Source organism: Rhodococcus sp. C1 (genome assembly GCF_020809065.1).
In the GTDB taxonomy this organism is placed as follows: domain Bacteria; phylum Actinomycetota; class Actinomycetes; order Mycobacteriales; family Mycobacteriaceae; genus Rhodococcus_F; species Rhodococcus_F qingshengii.
In genome coordinates this window covers 1,171,974-1,196,802 of sequence record NZ_CP078080.1, presented here as the reverse complement: position 1 = coordinate 1,196,802, position 24,829 = coordinate 1,171,974, and the positions used below count along the sequence as shown (strand labels likewise).

At 64.1% G+C, this 24,829-nt stretch carries 22 protein-coding genes, 1 pseudogene and 1 riboswitch; of the genes and pseudogenes, 11 read left to right on the top strand and 12 right to left on the bottom strand.

Translation table 11 applies throughout. From position 1 onward, the window contains the following. Positions 1–70: 70 nt before the first annotated feature. A pseudogene (locus KTR60_RS05430) lies at positions 71–1,000 on the bottom strand (acyltransferase family protein); the annotation flags it as partial. Between the two features lie 288 nt (positions 1,001–1,288). Here KTR60_RS05430 and KTR60_RS05425 point away from each other — a divergent pair. Further along, positions 1,289–2,422, top strand: a complete 1,134-nt coding sequence (locus tag KTR60_RS05425; RefSeq protein ID WP_007734539.1) for a DUF3068 domain-containing protein — start codon at positions 1,289–1,291, stop codon at positions 2,420–2,422. A gap of 169 nt (positions 2,423–2,591) precedes the next feature. Then, entirely contained in the window at positions 2,592–3,548 is a 957-nt protein-coding gene (locus KTR60_RS05420) for an ABC transporter substrate-binding protein (RefSeq protein ID WP_228401935.1), read from the top strand. Here KTR60_RS05420 and KTR60_RS05415 read toward each other — a convergent pair. Further along, a complete protein-coding gene (locus KTR60_RS05415; protein WP_042920247.1) occupies positions 3,529–4,755 on the bottom strand; it encodes a lipopolysaccharide biosynthesis protein in 1,227 nt (408 codons plus the stop codon). The two genes, KTR60_RS05420 and KTR60_RS05415, sit on opposite strands and share 20 nt — an antisense overlap. 33 nt (positions 4,756–4,788) lie before the next feature. Here KTR60_RS05415 and KTR60_RS05410 point away from each other — a divergent pair, with 33 nt between their 5' ends. Then, positions 4,789–6,528 (top strand): hypothetical protein, encoded by a 1,740-nt coding sequence (locus KTR60_RS05410; protein WP_228401934.1) that lies wholly within the window; start codon positions 4,789–4,791, stop codon positions 6,526–6,528. Here the strand turns inward: KTR60_RS05410 and KTR60_RS05405 are convergent. Next, positions 6,475–7,689, bottom strand: coding sequence for a glycosyltransferase family 4 protein (locus tag KTR60_RS05405; protein WP_063314955.1), 1,215 nt, complete (start codon positions 7,687–7,689; stop codon positions 6,475–6,477). The genes KTR60_RS05410 and KTR60_RS05405 overlap by 54 nt on opposite strands. Positions 7,690–7,862: 173 nt before the next feature. Between KTR60_RS05405 and KTR60_RS05400 the strand changes: the two genes are divergently transcribed. The 5 genes from KTR60_RS05400 (at position 7,863) to KTR60_RS05380 (ending at position 13,473) form a co-directional block, all read left to right on the top strand. Next, complete coding sequence (locus KTR60_RS05400; protein WP_228401933.1) at positions 7,863–8,633, top strand: class I SAM-dependent methyltransferase; 771 nt, start codon at positions 7,863–7,865, stop codon at positions 8,631–8,633. A 4-nt stretch (positions 8,634–8,637) separates the two neighbouring features. After that, positions 8,638–9,525, top strand: a complete 888-nt coding sequence (locus KTR60_RS05395; RefSeq protein WP_228401932.1) for an ROK family protein — start codon at positions 8,638–8,640, stop codon at positions 9,523–9,525. Between the two features lie 139 nt (positions 9,526–9,664). Next, positions 9,665–10,852, top strand: a complete 1,188-nt coding sequence (locus KTR60_RS05390; RefSeq protein WP_228401931.1) for a phosphotransferase family protein — start codon at positions 9,665–9,667, stop codon at positions 10,850–10,852. A 1-nt stretch (position 10,853) separates the two neighbouring features. Next, positions 10,854–12,023 (top strand): hypothetical protein, encoded by a 1,170-nt coding sequence (locus KTR60_RS05385; protein ID WP_228401930.1) that lies wholly within the window; start codon positions 10,854–10,856, stop codon positions 12,021–12,023. A 4-nt stretch (positions 12,024–12,027) separates the two neighbouring features. Then, positions 12,028–13,473 carry an aldehyde dehydrogenase gene (locus tag KTR60_RS05380; RefSeq protein WP_003945530.1) on the top strand — a complete coding sequence of 482 codons (1,446 nt, stop codon included), beginning with the start codon at positions 12,028–12,030 and terminating at the stop codon, positions 13,471–13,473. A 331-nt stretch (positions 13,474–13,804) separates the two neighbouring features. Here KTR60_RS05380 and KTR60_RS05375 read toward each other — a convergent pair whose 3' ends face one another. From KTR60_RS05375 to KTR60_RS05355, 5 genes are all read right to left on the bottom strand, one after another. Continuing rightward, on the bottom strand, positions 13,805–14,506 hold the full coding sequence (locus tag KTR60_RS05375) for a (2Fe-2S) ferredoxin domain-containing protein (protein ID WP_070162153.1): 702 nt from the start codon (positions 14,504–14,506) through the stop codon (positions 13,805–13,807). Continuing rightward, positions 14,503–15,564, bottom strand: a complete 1,062-nt coding sequence (locus KTR60_RS05370; RefSeq protein ID WP_118602738.1) for an ABC transporter substrate-binding protein — start codon at positions 15,562–15,564, stop codon at positions 14,503–14,505. The genes KTR60_RS05375 and KTR60_RS05370 overlap by 4 nt, the downstream gene beginning before the upstream one ends. Further along, positions 15,561–16,379 carry an ABC transporter ATP-binding protein gene (locus KTR60_RS05365; protein ID WP_070162149.1) on the bottom strand — a complete coding sequence of 273 codons (819 nt, stop codon included), beginning with the start codon at positions 16,377–16,379 and terminating at the stop codon, positions 15,561–15,563. Before KTR60_RS05365 ends, KTR60_RS05370 begins: the two co-directional genes overlap by 4 nt. Continuing rightward, a complete protein-coding gene (locus tag KTR60_RS05360; RefSeq protein WP_118602736.1) occupies positions 16,376–17,383 on the bottom strand; it encodes a FecCD family ABC transporter permease in 1,008 nt (335 codons plus the stop codon). Before KTR60_RS05360 ends, KTR60_RS05365 begins: the two co-directional genes overlap by 4 nt. A gap of 115 nt (positions 17,384–17,498) precedes the next feature. Continuing rightward, positions 17,499–17,636: riboswitch (cobalamin riboswitch) on the bottom strand. Between the two features lie 16 nt (positions 17,637–17,652). Continuing rightward, positions 17,653–18,261: a TetR/AcrR family transcriptional regulator gene (locus tag KTR60_RS05355; RefSeq protein WP_228401929.1), complete on the bottom strand. Its 609-nt coding sequence runs from the start codon at positions 18,259–18,261 to the stop codon at positions 17,653–17,655. Positions 18,262–18,313: 52 nt separating this feature from the next. Between KTR60_RS05355 and KTR60_RS05350 the strand changes: the two genes are divergently transcribed. The 3 genes from KTR60_RS05350 to KTR60_RS05340 are packed head-to-tail and all read left to right on the top strand — an operon-like array spanning position 18,314 to position 20,547. After that, positions 18,314–19,252, top strand: a complete 939-nt coding sequence (locus KTR60_RS05350; RefSeq protein WP_228401928.1) for an alpha/beta hydrolase — start codon at positions 18,314–18,316, stop codon at positions 19,250–19,252. 10 nt (positions 19,253–19,262) lie between these two features. Next, positions 19,263–20,210 (top strand): cation diffusion facilitator family transporter, encoded by a 948-nt coding sequence (locus tag KTR60_RS05345; protein WP_228401927.1) that lies wholly within the window; start codon positions 19,263–19,265, stop codon positions 20,208–20,210. 28 nt (positions 20,211–20,238) lie between these two features. Next, positions 20,239–20,547, top strand: coding sequence for a hypothetical protein (locus tag KTR60_RS05340; protein WP_058039153.1), 309 nt, complete (start codon positions 20,239–20,241; stop codon positions 20,545–20,547). 57 nt (positions 20,548–20,604) lie between these two features. On the opposite strand, the gene epsC is transcribed toward KTR60_RS05340, so the two are convergent. From epsC to KTR60_RS05320, 4 genes are all read right to left on the bottom strand, one after another. Beyond that, on the bottom strand, positions 20,605–21,183 hold the full coding sequence (gene epsC, locus KTR60_RS05335) for a serine O-acetyltransferase EpsC (protein ID WP_228401926.1): 579 nt from the start codon (positions 21,181–21,183) through the stop codon (positions 20,605–20,607). 5 nt (positions 21,184–21,188) lie between these two features. Then, the gene (gene cysK, locus KTR60_RS05330; protein ID WP_058039154.1) at positions 21,189–22,124 is read right to left on the bottom strand and encodes a cysteine synthase A; all 936 of its coding nucleotides are present in this window, start codon (positions 22,122–22,124) and stop codon (positions 21,189–21,191) included. A 165-nt stretch (positions 22,125–22,289) separates the two neighbouring features. After that, positions 22,290–24,119 carry a phosphoenolpyruvate carboxykinase (GTP) gene (locus tag KTR60_RS05325; RefSeq protein WP_003945806.1) on the bottom strand — a complete coding sequence of 610 codons (1,830 nt, stop codon included), beginning with the start codon at positions 24,117–24,119 and terminating at the stop codon, positions 22,290–22,292. Positions 24,120–24,396: 277 nt separating this feature from the next. Further along, positions 24,397–24,735 carry a DUF6802 family protein gene (locus tag KTR60_RS05320; RefSeq protein WP_058039155.1) on the bottom strand — a complete coding sequence of 113 codons (339 nt, stop codon included), beginning with the start codon at positions 24,733–24,735 and terminating at the stop codon, positions 24,397–24,399. Positions 24,736–24,829: the final 94 nt, after the last annotated feature.

The window sequence follows — 24,829 nt, the reverse complement described above, 5'->3', positions numbered from 1 at the left end:
TGGCCGAGGCCACAGCGACGCTCAGGACGACCGTCAGCGCCAGGACGTAGAAGAAGCTGCCCGAGAACGGAACTATGCCGAACACGGGGAACACAGCGTTCAGTACGGCCAGGTGCCAGATGAACAGGCCGTAGGACCAGCGTCCGATTGCCAGCGCCAGCGGGCTCGCCAGGAATCGATGCTGCGATTGATCGCGCAACACCAATGGCGCGATCAACGAAAAACTGATGATCGCGCCGAGTGCAATCTTGATCGCGTACTGCCACGGCTCCGGCCGCACCAGACCTTCGGGCCCGGCCAGATCGGTGCACGAGAGAACGAAGGCCACAAACGCAACAAAAGTCAGGAGCACCCGCCGGTGCGCGAGGCGATGCATCCACGTCGACGGGCCCACGGCCAACTCGGCCAGCACCATGCCTGCGCCGAACCACGGCAGGTAGCCCGGCAGCCAGTTGTCGTGGTGAATGGCGTCCGGAGTCGGGATCGGAATGAAAGCCCACGTCAGCGCCAACACCGACACCCCGAGCAGAAGCGGTAGCCGGAACCGGGCCGAGTTTCCGCGTAGTCGCACCATCAGATACGCGAACAGCGGCAGCAGAACATAGAACGCCACCTCGACCGACAGGCTCCACATCTGCGTGAGGCCCTCGGTGAGTGTCAACGGCACGAAGACCTGCGCCAACCCGAGATTCGCCAACCACACTTGGTAGCCCCCGCCGGCACCGGGCAGGAACAGCAGGATCAGGACCACTGCCACCCAGTACGCCGGCAGAATGCGCGTCGCGCGGGAGATCCAGTACCGGACGGTCGACTGCGGCTGCCCGATTCCGCGAGCCTTTGCCGCGTGGGGGCGCCACAGGAGAAATCCGGACAACGCAAAGAACACCGCTACGGCGAGATCGAGTCGACCGAACGCGCGCCCGATCGCGCCGGACTGCGCTTCACCGGTTTGGAACGCGGCATGGGTGACGAGGACACCGAGCGCCGCCAATCCACGCATACCGTCCAAAGCCGGAACGAAGCCCCGAGCCTGTGGCGGGACCGTCTGAGGGGAATTCGTGGAACTGATCATCACGGATAAGTGTGCACCCCAGGCCGATTGAGGGAAACCACCAGGGACTCACAACAAAATGCCTGGCCAATTCATGCCCTCATGCGACAAACCGGGCCGGTGGACTGTTAGTGTTCTGCCACACATGGTGTCCATCGGGGGCCCCATGCGATCTGCGCAGCTCATATTGTGCCGGTTGGGGAACCTCGAAAGACTTAACGGGTTAGGAGTCACAGCATGGCGGAACGCTCAGGGCCGAGCCGGATACTTCCTTGCATTCTGGTGGGCCTCGGTGCCTTCCTTTTGGCCATCGCCATCCTCATTCCTACCTACACGGTAGGCAAGCTGGAGAAGACGCCACTCGACCTCGAGGTGACCACTGTCGCCACAGGCACCGGTAGCGTCCTCAACTCGGCGGCCCTCCTCGGCGGAAAGGCACAGGTCGACACCAACGTGCCGATCGTCGCTCAGCGCTACGTCACCACGCAGGACCCGTCCGACGCCGACATCATCACCGTCGAAGCCGGCCAGACCGTCCGTCGTACCGACAAGCAGGGTGACACCGGACTGCTGACCGCAACCCTGGACCGCGTCACGCTCGATCGCGTCAGCTCGATGCCGACCAACGATCCGGTCGGAACCGTCCAGACGTCCAGCGACCAGCCCGCCGAAGAAGTTTCCCGCGACGGTCTGCAGTACAAGTTCCCGTTCAACACGGAACAGAAGAGCTACCCCTACTTCGACCTGAACGCTCGCGCCACGAAGGACATCGACTTCGTCGAAGAGACCGAGATCAACGGTCTGAAGGTGTACCACTTCCAGCAGACGATCGATCCCGTCGACCTGTCGAAGGTCGTCAACTCCCCCACCAACAAGCTGAGCCTGCCCGCCGACACCTGGGGCGTTCCCGGCGGCGCTACTCCGATCACGATGACGCGTTGGTACACCAACGTCCGTGACCTGTGGGTCGAGCCCAAGACCGGCGTCGTCGTCAAGGGCCAGGAGCAGTTGCACCAGTACTACGGACGCAACAAGGACTCGGTCGACGTCGAGGTTCTCAAGGTCACGCTGCCCTTCGACGAAGCAACCATCGAGTACCAGGTCCAGCAGGCACGTGACGGCATGGACAAGCTCTCGCTGTTCGGCCGCACAGTCCCGATCGTGGCAGGTGTGCTCGGCGTCATCGCGCTGATCGCCGGTATCTTCCTCGGCATTCGCGGCGGCAAGGGCGGAACTCCGGCCCGCGCTGCACACGGCGGAACGAACCAGAATCCCAGCGGCCAGGGCTCGCCCGAGCCGGCTCCGGGTGAGCACGACTGGACCTCGGACGACACTCAGGTGATTCCGCGTCCGGATCTGCGCAAGGACTGATTCAGACAGTAAGCAGAGCGCCCCTTCCACACGGAAGGGGCGCTCTGCTGCGTTTCGGGGCTTTGTTGCCGGATCGGCGTACGGATTGGCGAAACGGGTCGTTCCCTCCGCGTGGTTGCGGGCTTAGCGTTTTCTGGAAGTCCAGACCACCCCGAACACGAGGAGCCACATGCCCGCATCAACAGTTCTGGGTTCGCACATCTGTGTCAGCGATCTGACGCGACGGAGATTTGTTGTCGGCACGGCTGCATTCTCCGGGCTGTTCGCCGCCGGTTGCGCGAGGTCCGCCGGTACCGAGGGCGATTCGGCCGGGATGCGCACGGTCACGACCTCGCTCGGAACCTACGACATTCCGGTCACCCCGAAGCGCGTCGTCGCCATCGACTCCAGACTCGACCTCGAACCAGCCGTTGCGATGGGCCTGCCGGTCATCGCGTACAGCTTCGACGCCGCCGAGCCGTGGGTTCCGGCCGATCCCACGGCACAGGTGTTCGAGGCACCGGTCAACGTCGAGGCAATTCTCGCGCTGGAACCGGACCTGATCATCTGCACCGACATCGGTGAGGCCTCCGACATGTGGCCGCTACAGCAGTTGAGCCAGACAGCGCCTGTGCTTCCGATGGACTTCACGCGCCCGTGGCGCGAGAACATCGATCAGCTGGCGAGTTGGCTGAATCGCACCGAGAACCCCGACGTCCGTCAGGTCATCGGAGCGTACGAGGACAAGGCAACCGGATTGAAGGAACGCCACGCCCCGAGCTTGGCGAGCAAGCAGATCGTGCTGCTGAACTACGTGAATCAGAAGGTCAACGGCGTCAACCGCAAGGGCATCTCCACACAGGTGGCCGAAGACCTCGGCGTCCAGCTCCAGTGGCCGGTCGAGGGACAGAAGGAGATCTCTACCGAAAACCTCGTGACTGCCCTCGACTCGGCCGACGGAATGATCGTCACCACCCCGCCCGGCGTGGATCCCGTCAGCGACGACCGCGCGATGTGGAACCGTATCCGCGCAGTACAAGGCGACAACGTCGTCTACACGGGTGGGAACATCAACTACGGATCCGTCTACACCGCGATGCGTACGCTCGACTACTTCGACGATTTGTTCACGCGTCTGGAGAACTGACGCCGGTGTGAGGTGCCGGCCGGGCGCGGTCGGCACTTCGCACTGCGGCGACGGACACCGCCAACGCCGTCGTCGACGCAACCACCACGGCGACGCCGATCAACTCTCCCGGCGTCTTCGCCCACACCAGCATCACCGTCGCCTCCACGGCCAGTCCTGCCCACGCCAAAAGGGCCACTCGCGTGCGTTCTGACGCGATTGCGGACAGCAAAGCACCCTGGAGTACCGCCAACGCTGCACCGTGCAGAGCGAAGGCCCACAGCATCGGAGCCACGGCGGCGTACGCGTCGCCCACGAGCATCGGCACCAGCGGGCCGGCAACCGCGGCCCCCAGAACCAGGACGGCGCCGATACCGACGAGCACCGCCAACGCCGAGCGAACCGCCTGCGCCGAGTGCGCCGGGTTCGCCATCTTCGGGTACAGCACGACGCCCACTGCCTGTGGCAGCCAGAACGCCACCTTCGTCGCGACGGCGCCGAGTGCGTAGACACCGGCGTCGTATTCGCTGAGAACGACACGGACGATCAGCAGGTCCAGCGAAGACAACGCGATCAGCGCGAGCTGAACCTGAGACGCCGCGAGCACGGAGACGACGCCGATACGCACCGGACGGTCCTCGCTCACCGAGACGGTTCGGTCGACCACTCGAACTATCGCCACCAGCAACGCAGTTCCGGCCGCGCCCGCGACCAATGCCGCGCCTGCTCCGCCGCCGAAAGCCAGAACGATCACTGCCGGAAGGACTTTCATCACCCCGGCCCCGGCCAGTACGGCGCTGAGAGTGCCGAATCGACCGTGTCCTTGCAACAACCCCTGCTCCGTGGCCAGCAGAACCAACATGGGCGCAGTCACCAATGCCGAGAACGACGCCACGATTCCGGTGTCGAGCAGCCACGCCATCGCCGGAGTGAGCGCCACCGCGAGGACGGCGACGATCGCGGTGCATCGATACCCCAACGACCGCAACGCATCTGTGCTCTTGCCACGCACCGCCTCGCGGGCGACCACCGTCTGCAACGCCAAAGCCGGAACCGCAAGTACCAACTGGGCGGCAAGCAGACTCGCGAACTCTCCGTAGCCGACCGGACCCAACCATCGGCTGGCCAACCATGCCAACAGGTACGACGCGACATTGGCCGTCATCGATCCCACCAAAACCATGCCGACCCCGGCCGCGGCGGCGCGATCGAGTGGTTGGCGAGGCATGGCAGTAATGATGCACCACGTATCGTGCGCGTCATGACAGTGCAAGCCGGATACCGCCGTTACCTGCCTGCGGCGTACAGCCTGGCGCTGGCACTGTTGATCCTCGGACCGCTGCTCGGCCCCGGCTACCTCCTGCTGCGCGACGCCGTCAGCACGCCGCGCTCGTACTTGACCGACTCCGCCCTCGGACTCACCGACGCCGCAGCCCGCGCCGTTCCCCAGGACGCGCTGATCGCAGCGTTGAGCACCGTGATCGACGGCGGACTGGTGGTCAAGTTCATCCTGCTCGTGGCGCTCTGGCTCGCCGGTTGGGGTGCGGCGCGCATGGTCGCCGTCCTGCTGCCGACGGCCGGTCTCGGTCCACAACTGGTCGCGTCGACGGTGATGCTCTGGAACCCCTACGTGGCCGAGCGCCTGTTGCAAGGACATTGGAGCCTGCTGACCGGTTATGCCGCACTGCCGTGGATCGTGTGTGCCGGAATCGGAGTTCGCCGAGCCACGCCCGGGTCCTGGTGGGCGTTGGCCGCGTCACTGGCATTCGCGGGCCTGACACCTACCGGCGCTCTACTCGCTCTGACGGCCGCACTGGTGGTAGTTGCCACCCCCGGAGGCCGAACCTCGGCCATGCGGCGTGTCTGCGGCGCTATCGGGCTGTTCCTCGTCGCCGCCTCGCCGTGGTTGGTCGCCACCTTCGTATCCGGAGCAGCAGGCGACGGTTCCGATCCGGCGGGAGTCGCCGCCTTTGCCGCCCGAGCAGAACCGGGACTCGCGACGCTCGGCAGCCTCGCCGGTCTCGGCGGTATCTGGAACTCGGCAGCGGTACCGTCCACGCGCACAACACTCTTCGCATTGGTGGGAACAGTTCTTCTGCTTGTCGTGGTGTTCGCCGGTATGCCCGCTCTGTGGCGCCGACGCCGGAATCCTGTTGTCGGTGGACTCGGACTACTGGCCCTGTTCGCGGTGCTGGCTCCGACCATGGGCGCTACCCCGTGGGGTCTCGACGCCGGCCGATGGTCGGTCGAGGTGTTCACCGGCGCCGGTCTACTGCGTGACGCGCAGAAGTGGGTCGCGCTGGCCGTCCCGTTCTACGCACTTGCTGCGGCCGCCGCGGTGATGTGGGCAGGCAATCGGTTCTCCCTCCCCCGCCCGGCATTCTCGGTTGCCGCCGTCGTGGTGACGATCGTGGCACTGCCGGATCTGGTGTGGGGTGTCGGCGGCGCGTTGAAGCCCGTGCACTACCCCGGTTCCTGGACCGTGGTGACCGAGCAACTGCGAGACGAAACCGGTGACGTTGCAGTGCTTCCCGCCGGAATGTTCCGCGCGTTCCCCTACAGCGGTGATGCGCCGGTACTCGACCCCGCACCACGCTTCCTACCCCTCGACGTGCTGCAGACCGGCCAACTGGTGGTTGCCGGTGGTGCTGTCGGCGGCGAGGGGACTCGGGCAACTCGGGTCGAAGACCTACTGCTGGCCGGCGGAAGTCCTACGCAGTTGGCCGATCTCGGAGTCGGATGGGTACTGATCGAGCGCGGGACACCAGGTCAACTCGGCAACTCGGCAACCACGCTCGACGGCTTGGAACAGGTCTTCGCCGACGACGATCTCGCGCTATTCCGAGTACCGGGAGACATTGCCACGCAGGAAGCCTCGACCGGTGCCCGAACTGCCGTCCTAGTTGCGCATCTCGCGTGGGTCCTGATGGGTGCGATCGCGCTGATCTCAGTCGGACTGAACCAGAACCGAATTCGACTCGCGCGGCGCGGCCAGTCCTGAGACCCACCGACCGTCCTTGTGCGCGGTCAGCACCTCGAGAACTCCGGTGCCGGTCTGCTCCCAGGAGAACTCACCGGACCACACCCGAGCTTTCTCACCGAGCACCATGCGAAGTTCGTGGTCGCGGAGCAGAGTGCCGGCAGCCTGCGTCAGATCGGCGATGTCGCCGTCGCCGGCGTTCTCGCCCCCGACCAGAAGGCCCGTCACTCCGTCGACGATCGAGTCGGTCAGACCCTTCGAACTGCGGTAACCGATCGTCGGAACACCGTGCTGCGCAGCCTCGATGACCGCCAGGCCCCACCCTTCCTTCCGCGAAGGCATGAGGTGGATCCACGATTGCGCCAGCAGTTCGTGTTTGCGAGCCTCGTCGACGTGGCCGTAGAACGAGACGGCGTCACCGATCCCCAACTCGGCGGCACGATCGCGCAAGTTCTGCTCCCACCAACCACCACCGATGACGTCGAGATGGATGTCCGGAAGCGTAGGCCGCAGGGCTGCGACCGCTTCGAGTGCGTCCTCGATCTGCTTGTGCGGCACCAGCCGTGAGAGAACCGAGATGGTGGGACGCTCGGCCCTGGTGATCGATCCGCCCGCGTCGACGCCGACGGGGAGCCGATCGGCACCGTTACGCACCACGGCAATTCGTTCGCGCTCGACACCGAGGTCCACCAATTCTTCCGCTGAGGGAAGCGACACCGTCAGATACTGACTACGTCGATGGGTGCGCGGTGACAATCGCGATTCGACCCACCAGCCGATCCGGCCGACGAGCTTGCCTGCCACCGGCCACTGTTCGCGATGGCAGTGATGGACCAAAAGCGTGACCGGTGCACCCGCCACGGCCTTCGAGAAGAAGGGGATGCCGTTCTGGGTGTCGATCACCGCGTCGGGGCGGATGCCCTTGAGCGATCCGAAACCCAGACGTCCGGCGGCAATGGCGGCCAGAGCGCGGGGGTACACGCTGAAACGTCCACCGGCCCGGCTGATCGTGATGCCGTCTCGAACCTCCGACGCGGGCGCCCCGGGATACGACGCCGTCCGCAGCGTCACCTTGATACCGCGCTCGGCCAACTGGGATCCGACCTGCTCGAGGTAACGCTCGCTTCCACCGCCCTGGGGATGCCCGGTATCGCGCCAGCAGAGCAACAGAACCTCGCGCACGTGCGTTACTCCCTGAGTTGGTCGGTGGCCACCCCGGTTCGGGCGATCCTGCGGGATGCCCCGCCTGACCGGCCGGTAACCCTGCCGAACACCCTAACTGTTCGAGCGTCCGTATTGCCGCGCTCCTGACGGTGTTCGTGGACCGGGCGACCCAGTGGCTAAAGTTGCTACCCGTGACCAAGCCCGCAGTGACCCGCATTTTCGGCCGACGGGCAACCCTGAAACGCTCGTTCGGCCTGCTCAGCGACTTCCGCCACGAGCAGTCCGCGCCCGACATCTTCTACGGCGCGCTTGCGCGCGACTCCGTCGAATTGATCTCGGACCTGCACGAAGGTCACACCGGACGATCCCTCGACGGTCTCACTGTCCTCGACGTCGGCGGCGGTCCGGGCTATTTCGCGGAGGTCTTTCAAGCCGCAGGTGCCCGCTACATTCCCGTCGAACCCGATCCGTCGGAGATGCATGCTGCGGGTCTGACCGTGGGCGGCGCGGTGCGTGGATCCGGTTTGGCACTGCCGTTCCTGGACTCGTCCGTGGACATCTGCTTCTCCTCCAACGTGGCCGAACACGTCAGCGAGCCCTGGCTGATGGCCGAGGAAATGCTGCGCGTGACCAAGCCCGGCGGCTTGATGGTTCTCTCGTACACCCTGTGGTGGGGTCCGTTCGGCGGCCACGAAACCGGACCGTGGCACGCGCTGGGCGGCGAGTACGCAGCCAAGCGGTACCTCCGCAAGATCGGACACGAACCGAAGAACAGATTCGGGGTGTCGTTGTTCAAAGTCGGCGCCACGGACGGCTTACGCTGGGCCCGTGGAACCAGCCAGGGCACGTTACTCGCCGCGATCCCGCGCTACCACCCGTCGTGGGCGTGGTGGATGGTCCGAGTCCCCGGTCTGCGGGAGTTCCTGGTGAGCAACCTCGTCGTGGTTCTCGAAAAGCGATAGCGACATGCGCCTCGCAGTCGACATCGGTGGTACCAAGATGGCTGCCGGGGTCGTGTCCGAGGACGGCCGCGTTCCCGTGTTCGACAGCGTGCCGACGCCGCAGACCGACCCGTGGAGAGCGTGTGCGGCGCTGCTCGAACGAGTCGCAGACGGCCGAGAGGTCGACGGTGTCGGCATCGCGTGCGCCGGGCCGGTGGACACCGTCGCCGGCGTCGTCGCTCCCATCAACATCACCGAGTGGGCACAAGGATTCGAGCTCGTAGCGGGCGTCCGCAGTGTCTTTCCCGATGCCGGAACCGCCCTCGCCATGGACGGAGCCGCAGCGGCATTGGCGGAGTTCCACCACGGCGCCGGACGCGGAACCCCGAACCTCCTGAGCCTGGTCGTCTCGACGGGAATCGGCGGAGGAATCGTTCTCGGCGGTGAGATTGCTCGGGGTCGCACGGGGAACGCCGGTCACATCGGCCACCTCGTCGTTCCAGGATCTGCCGAACCGTGCAGCTGCGGGGGCGTCGGCTGCCTCGAGACGGTGGCAAGTGGACCGTCCGCGGTGCGATGGGCTCGTAGCCAGGGCTGGTCGGGGAACACCGGCCGTGAACTAGCCGAGGGTGCACGCAGCGGCGACGCGATCGCCGTGGACGCGCTTCACCGTGCAGGCACGGCGCTCGGTGGTGCCATCGCCTCGGCGGCTGCCCTCCTGGACGTGGACCTCGCGGTGATCGGCGGCGGTTTCGCCCAGTCGGGTACACCGCTGTGGGAACCGATGCTCGACGCGGCTGCCCGACATGCCCGTTTGTCGTTCATCGCCGGGCTCCGGATCGTTCCCGCCGAGCTGGGTGGCGCCGGAACTCTGACCGGTGCGGGCTTGCTCGCGCTCACCGCCGTTATCTGACACGCGTTCTTCCCCGATAAATCCGCAGGGAGTCCCACTAAACGGGTGCCACCTGTTCCCAATTTCTGTAACGTGTTTTAGTGTTCTGACTCACACCGTTACGGGCATTGCACGTGACGCCTACGGGAAGGAGGTGACCGTGAGCCCAGACGCTTCCTCATCTGACGTTGCCTCGACTGCTTCTTCGACCGATGAAACCGAGCATCACGCCCAGGTCGCCCGACCAAGCGATTCCCTCCGCGACACCGAAGACCTCCGTGAGCGCCTGGAACGGTGGATGGCCGGCAAGGTGCCGAGTGGATCCACTGTGACCGTCGCCGACGTCACCTTGCCCGCAGCCAACGGCATGTCCAGCGAAACCATCCTCTTCGACGCCACCTGGGACGGCGAACATCATCCCTTGGTCGCTCGGGTGGCGCCGACGGAATCGACCATGCCGGTCTTTCCTGCCTACGACCTCGAATCCCAGTTCCGCACCATGGCTCAGGTGCGCGAGCACTCGGCAGTGCCCGTACCCGCGGTGTACTGGTCGGAATCCGACCCGGACGCGTTGGGTGCGCCGTTCTTCGTGATGGAACGCATCTCCGGCGACGTGCCACCGGACGTCATGCCGTACAACTTCGGATCGTGGGTCACCGAAGCGTCTCCCGAGCAGCGAAAGACCCTGCAGCGCAGCTCGGTCGACGTCCTGGCTCAGTTGCATGCCATCGACAAACCTGGTGAGCGTTTCGACTTCCTCCGACTCCCGAATTCGGGAACGACTGCACGAGAAGCATTCACGGCGCACATCGCCGAGCAGCGCGCGTACTACGAGTGGGTGGTCTCCGACGGGATCAGATCACCGCTCATCGAACGTGCCCTCGACTGGATCGAGGAGAACAATCCCGCGGACGATTCTCCGGCCGTGCTCTGTTGGGGCGACTCGCGCATCGGCAACGTCATGTACCAGGACTTCGCGCCGGTAGCCGTACTGGACTGGGAAATGGCAACTCTCGGCCCACGAGAGATGGATCTGGGCTGGATGGCATTCCTGCACAGGTTCTTCGAGGACATCGCCGGACTTGCGAACCTACCCGGCATTCCCGACTTCCTTCGACTGCCGGATCTCGCGCAGACCTACGCCGAGATCACCGGCCACACCCCACACGATCTGGAGTTCTACGTTACGTACGCTGCACTTCGCCAGGCGGTGATCATGTGGCGAATCCAGGCCCGTGCCATAGCTTTCGGCCAGTCACAGCGACCCGAAGACCCTGACGACATGATCATGCACCGCGCTTCGCTGGCCGCCATGCTGGACGGTACCTACTGGGAGAGGTTGGCCTGACATGCTCTCACCGATGGACGACTACCCCGTTCACCAGATCGCCGAACCGATCCGTCACGTAGCCACCTCGGATCGAAACTTCTACGACCGCTACTACTTCAACTGCTACCCCACGGAATCCCCCGACGTGTTCCTCATCGTCGGACTCGGCCAGTACCCCAACCTCGGCGTCATGGACGCCTTCGCGGTACTGCGCCGCGGTGACGACCACATCGTTGCTCGTATGTCGAAGGCTCTGGGCGCCGACCGCACCGACACCACCGTCGGACCTTTGCGCATCGAAGTGCTCGAAGGACTGCAGAAGCTCCGCGTCGTCCTCGAACCAGGCAGCGAATACGATCTCTCCTTCGACATCACCTTCGACGCCACCATCCCGGCGGCGCTCGAGCCCAAGCACTTTCGCCGTCAACTCGAACGAGTCACGTTCGACACCTCACGCTTCCTGCAGACCGGAACCTGGACCGGATCGCTCACCGTCGACGGGGAGGAGTTCGCGATCGACCCGAAGACGTGGCGGGGGAACCGCGACCGCTCGTGGGGTGTGCGTCCGGTCGGTGAAGCCGAACCGCAAGGCAGACGCGCCGTCGACGGAATCCAGAACTTCTTCTGGATCTACGCGGTCATGCAGTTCGACGAGTTCACGATCTCGGTGATCATGCAGGAAGACGAGCAGGGCAGGCGCATCGTCGAAGAAGCCATGCGAGTGTGGCCGGACGAAGCCAGGGACAACGAATGGCTCGGCCGGCCCGAACACGAGCTGACGTTCTGCCCCGACACCCGCGACGTCACCGGGGCGAGAGTCACCTTCCACCGGCCGGGCGGTGAAGTCCTGACCGTCCCCTGCGAACTGTTGCTGGCCAACTACATCGGAATCGGCACCGGCTACGGGCTCGAACAGGACTGGCGTCACGGAATGTGGCAGGGCGAACTCGTCGTACAGGGACTGCGCCACAAGGTCCACGAGATCGAACCGTTCCAACGCATGTTCTCCCCCGTCGACAACCTCGCGTCCTTCACGCTCACCGAAGGCACGAACACCAACACCGGCACCGGTCTTTTCGAGGTAGCCGCCATCGGACCGCACGAGAAATACGGATTCACCAGTTTCACCGACACCGCACAGGCAGACGACGCGTATGCCCTCGCGGCGACCGACAACACCGAGGAATGAATTGATGACTGACTACGACAAGCTCTACATCGGTGGAGCATGGGTGGCCCCGGCCACCGACCAGGTACTCGAAGTGTTCTCTCCCGCAACGGAGGAGCGCGTCGGCAGCTGTCCCATCGCAGCACCGGCAGACATCGACGCGGCCGTGTCCGCAGCCCGCGCGGCGTTCGAGGGACCGTGGTCACGCACCACCCCCGCCGAGCGCGGCGCGATCCTCGCCAAGGCCGCCAAGCTGATCGAAGAGCGCAGCGCGGAGATCAACCAGCTCATCTCCAACGAGATGGGCCAGCCGCCCGCCATGGTCGGCATGATGCAGCAGACCCCGTCGATGGCGACGCTGGGCTACTACGCCGAGCTGGCCGACAAGTTCGCGTGGGAAGAGAAGCGCACCGGCGCTTTCGGGCAGACCAAGGTGACCCGTGAGCCCGTCGGCGTCGTCGCCGCCGTGCTGGCCTGGAACGTCCCGCTGTTCCTGGCGATCAACAAGCTGGCCCCCGCACTGCTCGCCGGCTGCACCGTACTGCTCAAGCCCGCACCCGAATCCCCTCTCTCCGTCCACGTGATCGCCGAGATCTTCACCGAGGCAGGCGTTCCCGAAGGCGTCATCTCCGTGCTCCCCGGCGGAGCCGAGACCGGCGAATACCTGGTCTCTCATGCGGGCATCGACAAGATCACGTTCACCGGATCCAGTGCCGTCGGCCGCAAGATCGGTGCCATCGCCGCACAGAACCTCAAGCGCTGCTCCCTCGAACTGGGTGGCAAGTCCGCCGCGATCATCCTCGAGGACGCCGACATCGCCGCCGGAATGCCGATGCTCGTCATGTCCGGCCTGATGAACACCGGTCAGGCCTGTGTCGCTCAGACCCGAATCCTCGCTCCCCGTTCGCGTTACGACGAGGTCATCGAGGGAATGAAGACCGCCGCAGGCTTCATGACCGTCGGCGATCCGTCCGATCCCGCAGCACAACTCGGCCCGCTGATCTCCGAGAAGCAGCGCGAGCGCGTCGAGGGTTACATCGCCAAGGGTAAGGAAGAAGGCGCGCGCGTCGTACTCGGTGGTGGACGCCCCGCCGGCCTGGACAAGGGCTGGTACGTCGAGCCGACCATCTTCGCCGACGTGGACAACTCGATGACCATCGCACGCGAGGAGATCTTCGGACCCGTTCTCTCGGTGATTCCGTACGACTCCGAGGACGAGGCCATCAAGATCGCCAACGATTCGGATTACGGCCTCGCCGGATCGGTGTGGACCACCGACATCGATCACGGACTCGAAGTTGCTGCGCAGATCCGCACGGGTACCTACGCGATCAACTGGTACGCCTTCGATCCCGGATCGCCGTTCGGTGGTTACAAGAACTCCGGTATCGGGCGCGAGAACGGACCTGAGGGCCTCGAAGCCTTCTGCGAGACCAAGTCCGTACTCATGCCGCCCGGCTACGTGGGCTGACCCACCCGGGAGTTGGCACCCTTTGCTGACAGTTGGCACCCGTTCCGACCTGCCGGAACGGGTGCCAGCCCCATGAAATGGGTGCCAACTCCCAGCGAATCCACAGATCCACCCGGTACCGTCGAAAACGAATCAGTCATCTCACAAAGGACATTCATATGCTCACCAACGCCATCAACGCTTTCCTCGCACTCTGGGGCAGCGCCTCCGTCGGCAGCAGTGGATACCAGATCCCGCCGGGAACCCTTCCCTTCGGTTCCTGAGACAAGACAACAGAACCCGCTGAGCGCACTTCGCGCCCAGCGGGTTCTCTGCTTTACCGACCCGGTATCTACCGGTCCAGAACGTGATCCACCAATCGATCCTCGTGACCGGAGACCAAGGCCTCGGCATCACCGGCGTCCACGTGCCCGAACCAGGTACCGCCGGGGTTCGCGATCACCAACGGCCCCAGGTTGCACGGGCTCAGACAACCGGTTCCGGTCACCTTCGACGAGGTACCTTTGGCCGCCGCGCTCATCGCCCGGTGCAACGGTCCTGCTCCGTACGCCATACAGCGAGGGCCCTTGCACACCAACAGATGCCTATCGTGCTGCTCGATCACGGACCACGCCGGACTGCGATACGACGCCGGACTCGCGGTGATCGGCTTTCCCGCCGAGTCGAGTTCGTCGATCACCTGCCCGGCCACCGCACCTTCGAGCGTTTCCGATTCGTGGAGCGTCACTTCCAGTTCGGCGTCGATTCGGGTTTCGCGCCAGTTCGCAACCGCCTTGCTTGTCCACGTGAGCAGGTACCGATCCCTCGGCACCGCAACTGGAATCAACACGACCTTGTCGACGTCATCGACATGGGCTCGATCGAGTTCCTCGTGAAGGCTCGGCGAGGAGACATCGAGGTACGCAACGCGAACGTCGGCGTCGGTGCCGGCCCGAACAGCGTCGAGCATCCGTCGTGCAGCCGACTCGTCCAGGCCGCTGACAGTCGGCCGTAAGACGACAATCACCCGACGCGAGCACCGGTTGTTGCTCATGCCGACGGCGCGGTTGTCCAGTCGATGCTGCTCGACGGAGCCAGCCCGAACTCTTCGATCTTCGCGCGCAACTGTTCCGCGCCGTAGATATTGGGGAACCCGCTGGTGAACATGGCGAGCGGAAGTACGACGAAACGGTTCTGCTTGACTGCGTCGAGGTCACGCAGGCCTTCTCGGCTCTTGATCGCGTCGATCTTGCCCTGCACTTCGTCGGCACTCTTCTTGTAGTCCATGATCACGATGACGTCGGGTTCTGCCTTCGCGACGGTCTCCCAGCTCGCTTTGAACCAGGTGTTGTCGACGTCGGCGAACACGTTGGTTCCCCCGGCGACGTCGATGATTCCGTTGGGGGCTCCGTTGCCTCCGCTGGTGTACAGATCTTCTTCACCGCTGTCGTAGATCAAAACCTTCGGCTTGTCGGCGGCATCTGGCGCGGACTCCAGACGTGCCAAACGTGAATCCAATTCGGTCAATGCCTCGGCGGCGGTGTCCTCGGTTCCGAACAGCTTTCCGTAATTGGTCACGTCCGCACGAAGGGCATCCCACGGACCCATCGTGCCGAGCGCGGAATCCGCTGCGGCACTCTGCCGACAACTGTCGGAGATCACATATGCATCGATGTTGTTGCTCTGCAGCGATTCCGGCGTCACACCGGAGGCGCCCTTGAACAAGCCACTGTAGGAGCCGACCACCAGGTCCGCCTGCTTACCCAGAATCGTCTCCATCGTGATCGTTCCGTCCAGGTGTGGGACGTCCGCAATTCCAGGGCCGAACATCGACTCCATGACCGCGTCGTTGTTCGTGTTCAACACGACGGCAGCGAGACGATCCAAACCGCCGACTCGAAGAATGGTGCCGATATTGGCCGCATTGCTTGTCGCAACGACGTTCTCGATCGGAAGCTGGAAAGTGCTTTCGGTCCCGCAGTTCTCCAATGTCACCGAAGTCTTGTCTGCAGCTTCGTCCACCGGTGCAGTTGCCGAGCAGCCGGCAACTGTCAACAACGCTGTCGCGGCTACAACCGCACCGAACGACGCGCGGGTCTTGACCTGTATCAAAGTGCACTCTCCGAAAATGATTGTTGTGGTTGAGAATTTCGTGATTCGAATACGAGGTGTGAACGGCCTGTCGCGGGGTTCACGAGTTCGAAAGTCTCGACGCCGAAAACAGTTGCCACCACCGAGGTGGTGAGTACGTCGGATGGATGTCCGAACGCCCTGGCCACTCCATCCGCGAGCACGAGCACCCGATCGCACACTGCCGCAGCCAAATCGAGGTCGTGCAGTGCCATGATCACCGTCCGGTCCAACGACCGGACCAGATCGAGCAGTTCGAGTTGATGCCGGATGTCGAGATGATTGGTCGGCTCGTCGAGGATGAGCACACCGGCGTCCTGCGCGAGACCTCGGGCGAGAAACACCCGCCGACGCTCACCGCCGGAAAGCGTGTCCATCGAAGAGAACCGGTGCTCGATCATTCCGACCTCGCCCAGAGCACGATCGACGACGGCATTCTCGTGCTTTCCACCGACGCTCCAGGGCTTTGCATGTGGTGTGCGGCCCAGACTCACGTACTCGTGAACCAACAAATCGGCGGGGCTCTGCTCTTCCTGCGCCACAAAGGAAATGGCTTTGGCCCTCGACCGCGCGGACATCGCGTGCACGGAGTCGCCGCCGACACGAATGTCACCGCCGGCGATCGGCCCGAGACCGGCGAGAGCACGCAAGAACGTCGACTTGCCCGAGCCGTTCGGACCAACCACGCCGACCACTGCACCGGCGTCGGCCGCGATGTCGACGCCTTTGACGATGGTTCGACGGTCGATGCGGACAACTACTCCGGACGCGGTCAGCGCCAGGGCTCGGGCGCTCACGAACTGCCACCGAATCGGTAGCGCCGACGGCCGAGAAGCAGGAGAAACAGCGGGGCCCCGATCACCCCGGTCACCACGCTCAGCGGGATCTCGGTCGGCCGCAACGAGGTCCGCGCCACGACGTCGACCCACACCAGGAAGGACGCGCCGATCAGTGCTGCCGCCGGTAACACCACTCGATGTCTGGCTCCGACGAGCATGCGTGTGACGTGCGGTATGACCAAGCCTACGAAGGCAATCGCGCCGGACACTGCAACCATCGTGCCGACCAACGCTGCCAGCACGCCGAACAGCACGTTTCGCAGGGTTCGGACGGGAATACCGAGCGAAGCCGCGACGTCCGGTCCGGCCGCCAGCGCGTCCAGCCAACCGTGCAGGGCGAACACCGCTGCCGTCAGCAGGAACACAACGATGACCGGCGCCCACAACTTGTCCCAGGATGCCCCGGCCAAACTTCCCAGGAGCCAGAACAATACGGACTGCGCGGCCTGGGAATCATTGGTACGCAGCACCAGAAAACTCGCGATCGCCGACAGGGCGGATGCGGTAACGGTGCCGGTCAGAACCAATCGCAGTGGAGTGATACCGCCTTGCAGCGTCGCGATGGTGAAGACGAGAATCGCAGCTCCCAATGCCCCGATCATCGCGCCGAGGCTGAGCGCCCATACTCCCGCGCCGGCGAACAGTCCGGTGGTGATGACGGCGGTGGCACCGACACTCGCGCCGGACGACACTCCCAGCAGGTGGGGATCGGCGAGAGCGTTACGGACGAGGGTTTGCACCACCGCGCCGGCGACGGCAAGACCAGCGCCGACGGCCAGACCGAGCAGTACCCGAGGTGCTCTGATCCCCCACACGATCGCAAGTTCGGAACGCGTGACGGGTGGGCCTCCGAAGCGCGAGTGCACCACGTCCACCACAGTGGACACGGGGAGCATCTCGGATCCGAATGCCAACGCGCACACAGCAGAGAGCACGGTGACGACCAGCAGAGCGGGCAGCACGATACCCGGACTGAGCCGTCCTCGCGGCGCACCCGCCTTCGGCGGAGGCAGGTGGGTAGGTGGAGACAGAGCTCCGCCAACAGCATTCATGGTGTGACCGATCCATCCTCGTGGCATGACACAACGTCAACGAGGGTGGTATCTGGCTACGGTCGACGCAGGGACGACCTCACAGTGGCGGGACCGCGCCGGAATTGCACCGACTTCCCATTACCTCGATGATGACGTCAGAACCATAACGGACTGTGGTCACCATTCCGCACACCGGATCAGGATTCCGACGCGATCATCGATCTCGTCTGCCGCACGACGGCTTCCGTTCGCACTCGAAGTTCTTCGGGTGAATCCGATTCCAGCACAACCCGATGCACCTGGCTGTCCACGGCAGTCACAGTCAGCCGCGATGTCAGCAACGCATCCTCCGCACTGAAACCGCGGCTCTGCAAGTAATCCGAAAAACCCAGTACCAGTTGCCGATTCATTCCTTCGACCTGCTCGATGAGCTCACGCGTACGCGGAACCTGATCGTAGAGCAGGTGAAAGAACTCTCGCGGCTGACTGTTCACTTCGACCGCGCACTCCACCAACATCCTCACGGCCTCGTCCGGGGTGAGCTCACGCTCGACGATGTCGGCAAGGCAGAGCGCAAAACTCTCCCGCGCAGCACTCACGTGACGGTTCGCCAACTCCGAGAGGATCTCGTACTTGTCGCCGAAATACTGGTAGAGCGAGCCCACCGACACCCCTGCTTCGTCAGCGATCCGGTTGGTGGTCGCTGCCATGGCTTCCGAAGCGAAAACGCGAGTAGCTGCCTCCAGGATCGCGTCGTAGGTAGCCCTCGAGCGCTGCTGGGAGGGCCTTTTCCGCCGAGTCGACACGGTCCTCCGATGCGAGTTGTCAGCCGCGACGCCGATACCGAGAATTGTGTAGGTGACCAGCGCCGATTACTCGAAGTTTATGCCCGACCGGTACACCGACCACATGCCGGCGCCGACCCCGACGTGGTGGGAGTGGAACGGCAACACCGTCCACGTCGCACGGGCAGTGGTTCCAGACGCGCCGGTTCGTGTTCTCGGCATCCACGGCGCCGGCGGCTACTCGGGCGGGTTGTGGCCGTTCGCCGGGATCGGCGTGAAACTCGGAGCCGAAGTCCTCTTCCCTGATCTTCCGCTGTACGGCGACACCGTCGTAGCCGATCCCGCCGGCGTCCGGTACGAGCAGTGGGTCGATCTCCTCTGCGATCTCGTCCGGGCCGAGAAGGCGGCCGACGATCGGCCGCTTGTGTTGTTGGGCGCCAGCATCGGCGGTCTGCTGGCCTACGAGGTGGCCGCGCGGACCGGTCTGGCCGACGCCGTCGTCGCTACCTGCCTGCTCGATCCCTCGGATCCATCGGCCAGAGCTGCCGCGGCGCGGTTCGGCCCGATGGGTGTCTACGGCGCTCCCCTGATGCGGCGCACCGAACGACTGGTGGGCCGTATCCGCGTGCCCATCCGTTGGGTCGCCGACGTGGCGAACATGAGCAGCAATCGGGAGCTCGCAACGCTGTGCGCAACCGATCCGCGCGGTGGCGGTGTTCGGGTGCCACTCGGATTCCTCAGCAGCTACTTCTCGTTCGAGCACACCGCACCCGAAGCATTTCGGACGACGCCCGTTCTGCTCACCCACCCGGCCGACGACCGATGGACGCCACCCGAACTGAGCCTGCAGTTCCTCCGCCGCATCAACGCACCCACCGAATTCGTGATGCTGGACGGGTGCGGGCACTTTCCCGTCGAAGAGCCGGGCCTGACGCAGTTCCACGACGCCGTCGCCACACTGCTGCACTCCGTCGCCGAGCGTCACCGCACGAAACCGTCGTCACCCGCCTAGCCTGAGAATCGTGAGCACCGAAACGGAAGCATCGGCCGACGAGAGCACCACGACGGTCGTACTGGCGTTTGCGGCGAACGCGCTGATCGCCGGTGCCAAGACGGCGGCCGCCATCGTCACCGGATCTGCATCGATGGTCGCAGAGGCCACCCACTCCTGGGCCGATACCGGCAACGAAGTGCTGCTGCTGATCGCGAACCGCCGCTCGAAACGGGTTCCCGACCGAGACCAGCCACTCGGGTACGGCCGGGAGGCATACATCTGGTCAATGTTCGCCGCCCTCGGACTGTTTGCACTCGGCGCAGGTGTCTCGATCACTCATGGCATCCAGGAACTGTTCCATTCCGAACCGGCGTCCGACTTCGCTGTCGCCTACGCCGTCCTCGGCGTCTCGTTCATCCTCGAAGGCATCTCGTTCCGGCAGGCGTACAAACAACTCCGAAACGAAGCGTCCGCCGTGAACCGCGACGTCATGACCCAGGCACTCAACACATCCGACCCGACGACTCGGGCCGTGTTCGCCGAAGATGCTGCGGCACTTATCGGTTTGGTCATCGCGTTCGTCGGTGTTCTGTTGCACCAGGTCACCGGTTCGCCGATCCCCGACGCCCTCGGCTCCATCTTCGTCGGCATTCTCCTCGGGGTCATCGCAATCATTCTGATAGATCGGAACCGCCGCTTCCTGGTCGGCGAAGAGGCCTCACCGACGCTGCGGGCAGCAGCCGTCGAAGCTCTCACTCAACTACCCGAAATCAACCGAATCACGTTCCTACGCATGGAATACCTCGGGCCGCGGCAGGTCTACCTGGTGGCCAGCGTCGATCTGGTCGGTGACTACGCGGAATCCCGAGTGGCCCACACGTTGCGCGAACTCGAACGCTCACTCGAGCAGAGCCCACGCGTCGTGCGGGCGATCCTGACCCTCTCGACGCCCGAAGAACCGTCGATCGCAGTCTGAACTTTCGGCTGGGCGATAGGCTCTTTCGATGCGCGCACTGATCGTGATTCTGATGGTTCTGGGATTTGCAGTCGGGGGAATTCCCCTGGTGGGCAGTCTGATCGACGTGATGACCAGTCCTGACGACACCATTGTCTATCAGGGTGCGTACGAACCGATCCGGGGTGTGCAGATGAGTCGCGACTACGAGTCGAGCCTGGACATCTCCTACATGGCGCTCCCAGACAAATCGCCCCAGTGGTTGATTCTCGCCTGCTACCCCCTGATCGGAGCAGCACTGGGCGCTCTGACGGCGGCCGTACTGGGACGTCTCGGGTGGCGCCTGACACGCGCCTGAGCAGACGCCGATGGCCACCCGTCGTCTACACGAGGGGTGGCCATCCGAGGAATACGTTCAGATGTACATCGCAGGGTCGATGTAACTGTTCGGGTCCACCAGTTTTTCCTTGGTGGTCCGTGGCCGCGCCACCGCCGGGATACCCGTCGCGATGGATTCGGCCGGAACATCTCTGGTGACAACGGCATTGGCGCCGATAGCGCTACCTTCACCGATGACGACAGGTCCGAGGATCTTGGCACCAGCGCCGACGGTGACCCGGTCTCCCAGCGTCGGGTGACGCTTGACCTGTTCGAGCGAGCGACCACCGAGAGTGACGCCGTGATAGAGCATCACGTCGTTACCGACCTCGGCCGTCTCCCCGATCACGACGCCCATGCCGTGATCGATGAAAAACCGCCGACCGATGGTGGCACCGGGATGAATCTCGATGCCGGTGACGAAGCGTGTCAGCTGCGAGAGCACTCGCGCCGGGCCGCGTAGCGCAGGGACGGCCCACATGCGATGTGCAACCCGATGCGCCCAAATAGCATGCAGCCCTGAATAAACGAGCGCGTTCTCCAGATTGCTGCGCGCGGCAGGATCCTGACCGCGCGCAGCCTGCAGGTCCTCGCGAATTGTCCCGAGGATACTCACAAGTCTCAGTCCCGGATGTGTTCGAACAGCGGGGTGGAGATGTAACGCTCGCCGAAGTCGCACACGACAGCCACGATCAGCTTGCCGGCGTTTTCCGGACGCTTCGCCAACTCGAGTGCTGCCCAGACGATGGCGCCGGACGAGATGCCGCCCAGGATGCCTTCCTTGGTGCCGAGTGCGCGAGCGACCTCGATGGAATCGGGGAACGAGACGTCGATGATCTCGTCGTAGATCTCGCGATCGAGGACGTCGGGCACGAAGTTCGCGCCGATTCCCTGGATCTTGTGGGGGCCGGGCTGGCCACCGTTGAGGATCGGCGAGTCGATGGGCTCGACGCCCACGATCTTGACCTCGGGCTTGTACTTGCGAAGGGTGCGTCCGACGCCGGTGATGGTGCCGCCGGTGCCGATGCCGGACACGAAGATGTCGACGGCGCCGTCGGTGTCGGCCCAGACCTCTTCGCCCGTCGTTGCCTCGTGGATGGCCGGGTTGGCCGGGTTCGCGAACTGGCTGGCCGAGACAGCGTTCTCGGTCTGCTCGACGATTTCCTTGGCCTTGGCGACCGCACCGGCCATGCCCTCGGATCCCGGGGTCAGCACGATCTCGGCGCCGTAAGCACGCAGCATCACGCGACGCTCGGTGGACATGGTCTCGGGCATGGTCAGGATGACCTTGTAGCCACGAGCAGCACCGACCATGGCGAGTGCGATACCCGTGTTACCGCTGGTTCCCTCGACGATCGTGCCACCGGGCTTGAGTGCTCCGGACTTCTCGGCGGCGTCGATGATCGCCACGCCGATCCGGTCCTTGACGCTGTTGGCCGGGTTGTAGAACTCGAGCTTGACGGCGACCTGTGCGCCCAGGCCCTCGGTCAGACGGTTGAGCCGCACGATCGGGGTGCGCCCGACCAATTCGGTCACGTTGTTGTAGATCCCGCTCATATCTGGTCCTCCTGAGGATCGAGTGTGTCGACCCGCTCGCTGATCACTGCTTTACGGCTGAACTGCTTAACGGCTACAGGCAAGGGCATACAGACGACCGATGCCGCATCGGTTCATCAAATTGAACCAATGCGGCATCAGGCCACTACATACGGGGGCGGTTTATCAGGCCAACCGCTGCTTCAGAGCTTCGAACTCGTCGCGAATGCCGGTCGGCAGCTTCTCGCCGACGAAGTCGAACCACTCTTCGATGAGCGGGATCTCGGCCTTCCACTCGTCGATGTTGACCGCGAGGGCCTCGGTGATGTCGGCGTCCGACACGTCCAGGCCTTCGATGTCGAGTGCCGATCCGGTGGGAACGACGCCGATCGGGGTGTCGATACCGGCAGCCTTGTGCTCGATACGCTCGACGATCCACTTCAGGACGCGAGAGTTCTCGCCGAAGCCTGGCCACAGGAAGCGTCCGTCGTCGCCGCGGCGGAACCAGTTGACGTAGAAGACCTTGGGGAGCTTGGACGCGTCCGCGGACTTGCCGAGGTCGATCCAGTGCTGGAAGTAGTCACCGACGTTGTAGCCGAGGAACGGCAGCATTGCCATCGGATCGCGGCGAACCGTACCGACCTGGCCTTCGGCTGCTGCGGTCTGCTCGGAGCCGACCGTTGCACCCATGAAGACGCCGTGCTGCCAGTCGCGAGCCTCGGTGACCAGCGGAACCGTCGTCTTGCGGCGTCCGCCGAACAGGATTGCCGAGATCGGCACGCCCTTCGGGTCGTCCCACTCGGGAGCCATGATCGGGCACTGCGACATCGGGGTGCAGTAACGCGAGTTGGGATGAGCCGCATGGGTGCCCGACTCGGGCGTCCACTCATTGCCCTTCCAGTCGATCAGGTGCTGCGGGTCGCCTTCGAGGCCTTCCCACCAGACGTCACCGTCGTCAGTCAGAGCGACGTTGGTGAAGACCGTGTTGCCCTGGTCGATGGTGCGCATGGCGTTGGGGTTCGAGGACCAGTTGGTGCCGGGAGCCACGCCGAAGAAACCGAATTCCGGGTTGACGGCGTACAGCTGTCCGTCCTCACCGAAACGCATCCAGGCGATGTCGTCACCGAGGGTCTCGGCGCGCCACCCGGGGATGGTCGGCTGGATCATCGCGAGGTTGGTCTTGCCACAAGCGGAGGGGAATGCCGCCGCGATGTAGTAGGCCTTGTCCTCGGGCGAGATGAGCTTGAGGATGAGCATGTGCTCGGCCAGCCAGCCCTCGTCGTGCGCCATTGCCGAGGCGATACGCAGCGAGTAGCACTTCTTGCCCAGGAGAGCGTTTCCGCCGTAGCCGGAACCGAAGCTCCAGATCTCACGATCCTCGGGGAAGTGGGTGATGTACTTGGTGTCGTTGCACGGCCACGCGACGTCTTCCTGGCCTTCGGCCAGCGGAGCGCCCAGCGAGTGCAGCGCCTTGACGAAGAATCCGTCGGTGCCGAGCTTGTCGAGAACCTTGCTGCCCATGCGGGTCATGACGCGCATGGATACGACGACGTACTCGGAATCGGTGAGCTCGACGCCCAGCTTCGGGTCCTCGGCGTCGAGGGGGCCCATGCAGAACGGCACGACGTACATGGTGCGTCCACGCATGCAACCGCGGTACAGGTCACCCATGAGGGTGCGCATCTCCGCCGGGTCCATCCAGTTGTTGGTGGGACCTGCGTCGATTTCTTCCTTCGAGCAGATGTACGTACGCGATTCGACTCGCGCGACATCGGACGGATCGGAGTTGCCGAGGAAAGAGTTCGGCTTCTTCTCGTCGTTGAGGCGGGTGAAGGTTCCTGCCTCGACCAACTTCGTTGTCAGTCGGTCCCATTCTTCGTCCGAGCCGTCTGCGAAGACGACGCGATCAGGCTGGGTGAGTTCGGCAACCTCTTGCACCCATGCAAGCAGTTCCTTGTGCTGCGTGGGGGGCGTGCCGTCAGTTCCATTGAGACCGGGAATGGTCGCTGAGGTCATCAAACTCTCCTGGGGTGAGCCGGAACCGGGTTCTCGTGACACCGGATGCGAACTGCAGCGCCCCGATACCAGTCGATCCCGGTGTCCCCCTCTCGACGGGGTCCAGCCGCGTCATCCACTCACGTGGATTTCACGGACGCCGGGTGTCCTATGTATTGAGGTTAACGCTGGCTGTTCACCTGCAGGTAATCGGGTGCGGTCAGAAATGTCACAGAAACGATTCAGTTGGTGTGTTCAGGTGCCTACCCGGCGCTCAGAGCACATAAACGGAAGCTTTTCAGAGCGCTCCGGCATCGATTTTCTGCCACACGAGGGCGCCTTCGTCGTCTCGACTGCATTCCCAGGCCGAGTAGTCGCCGTCCGAGTCGATCATCGTGAGGCGATCGGCGCTACCGTCGCGATCGAAATCGGACACGATCACGACGGCGTCGTCGGAGTGGACGACACGGCTGTCGACCGTTCCGTCACCGTCCAAGTCGAAGGCGTCGAAGTTCAGGTCGCCGGCATCGACCGGTCCCGACGCGGGCCCGAAGGTCTCGGGCTCGATACGCCCAGGATCGAGCGCTTCGGCTTCGTGCCCGTCGATGTGTCCGGCCGTGATCAGAAATGCTTCCATTACTCCCCCTACTGGATGGTGACCTACTGCTTCGGCAACCCCTACCGAAACCGTCCGCTCAGTATTACCAGACCCCGACGATCAGTCGTGGCCG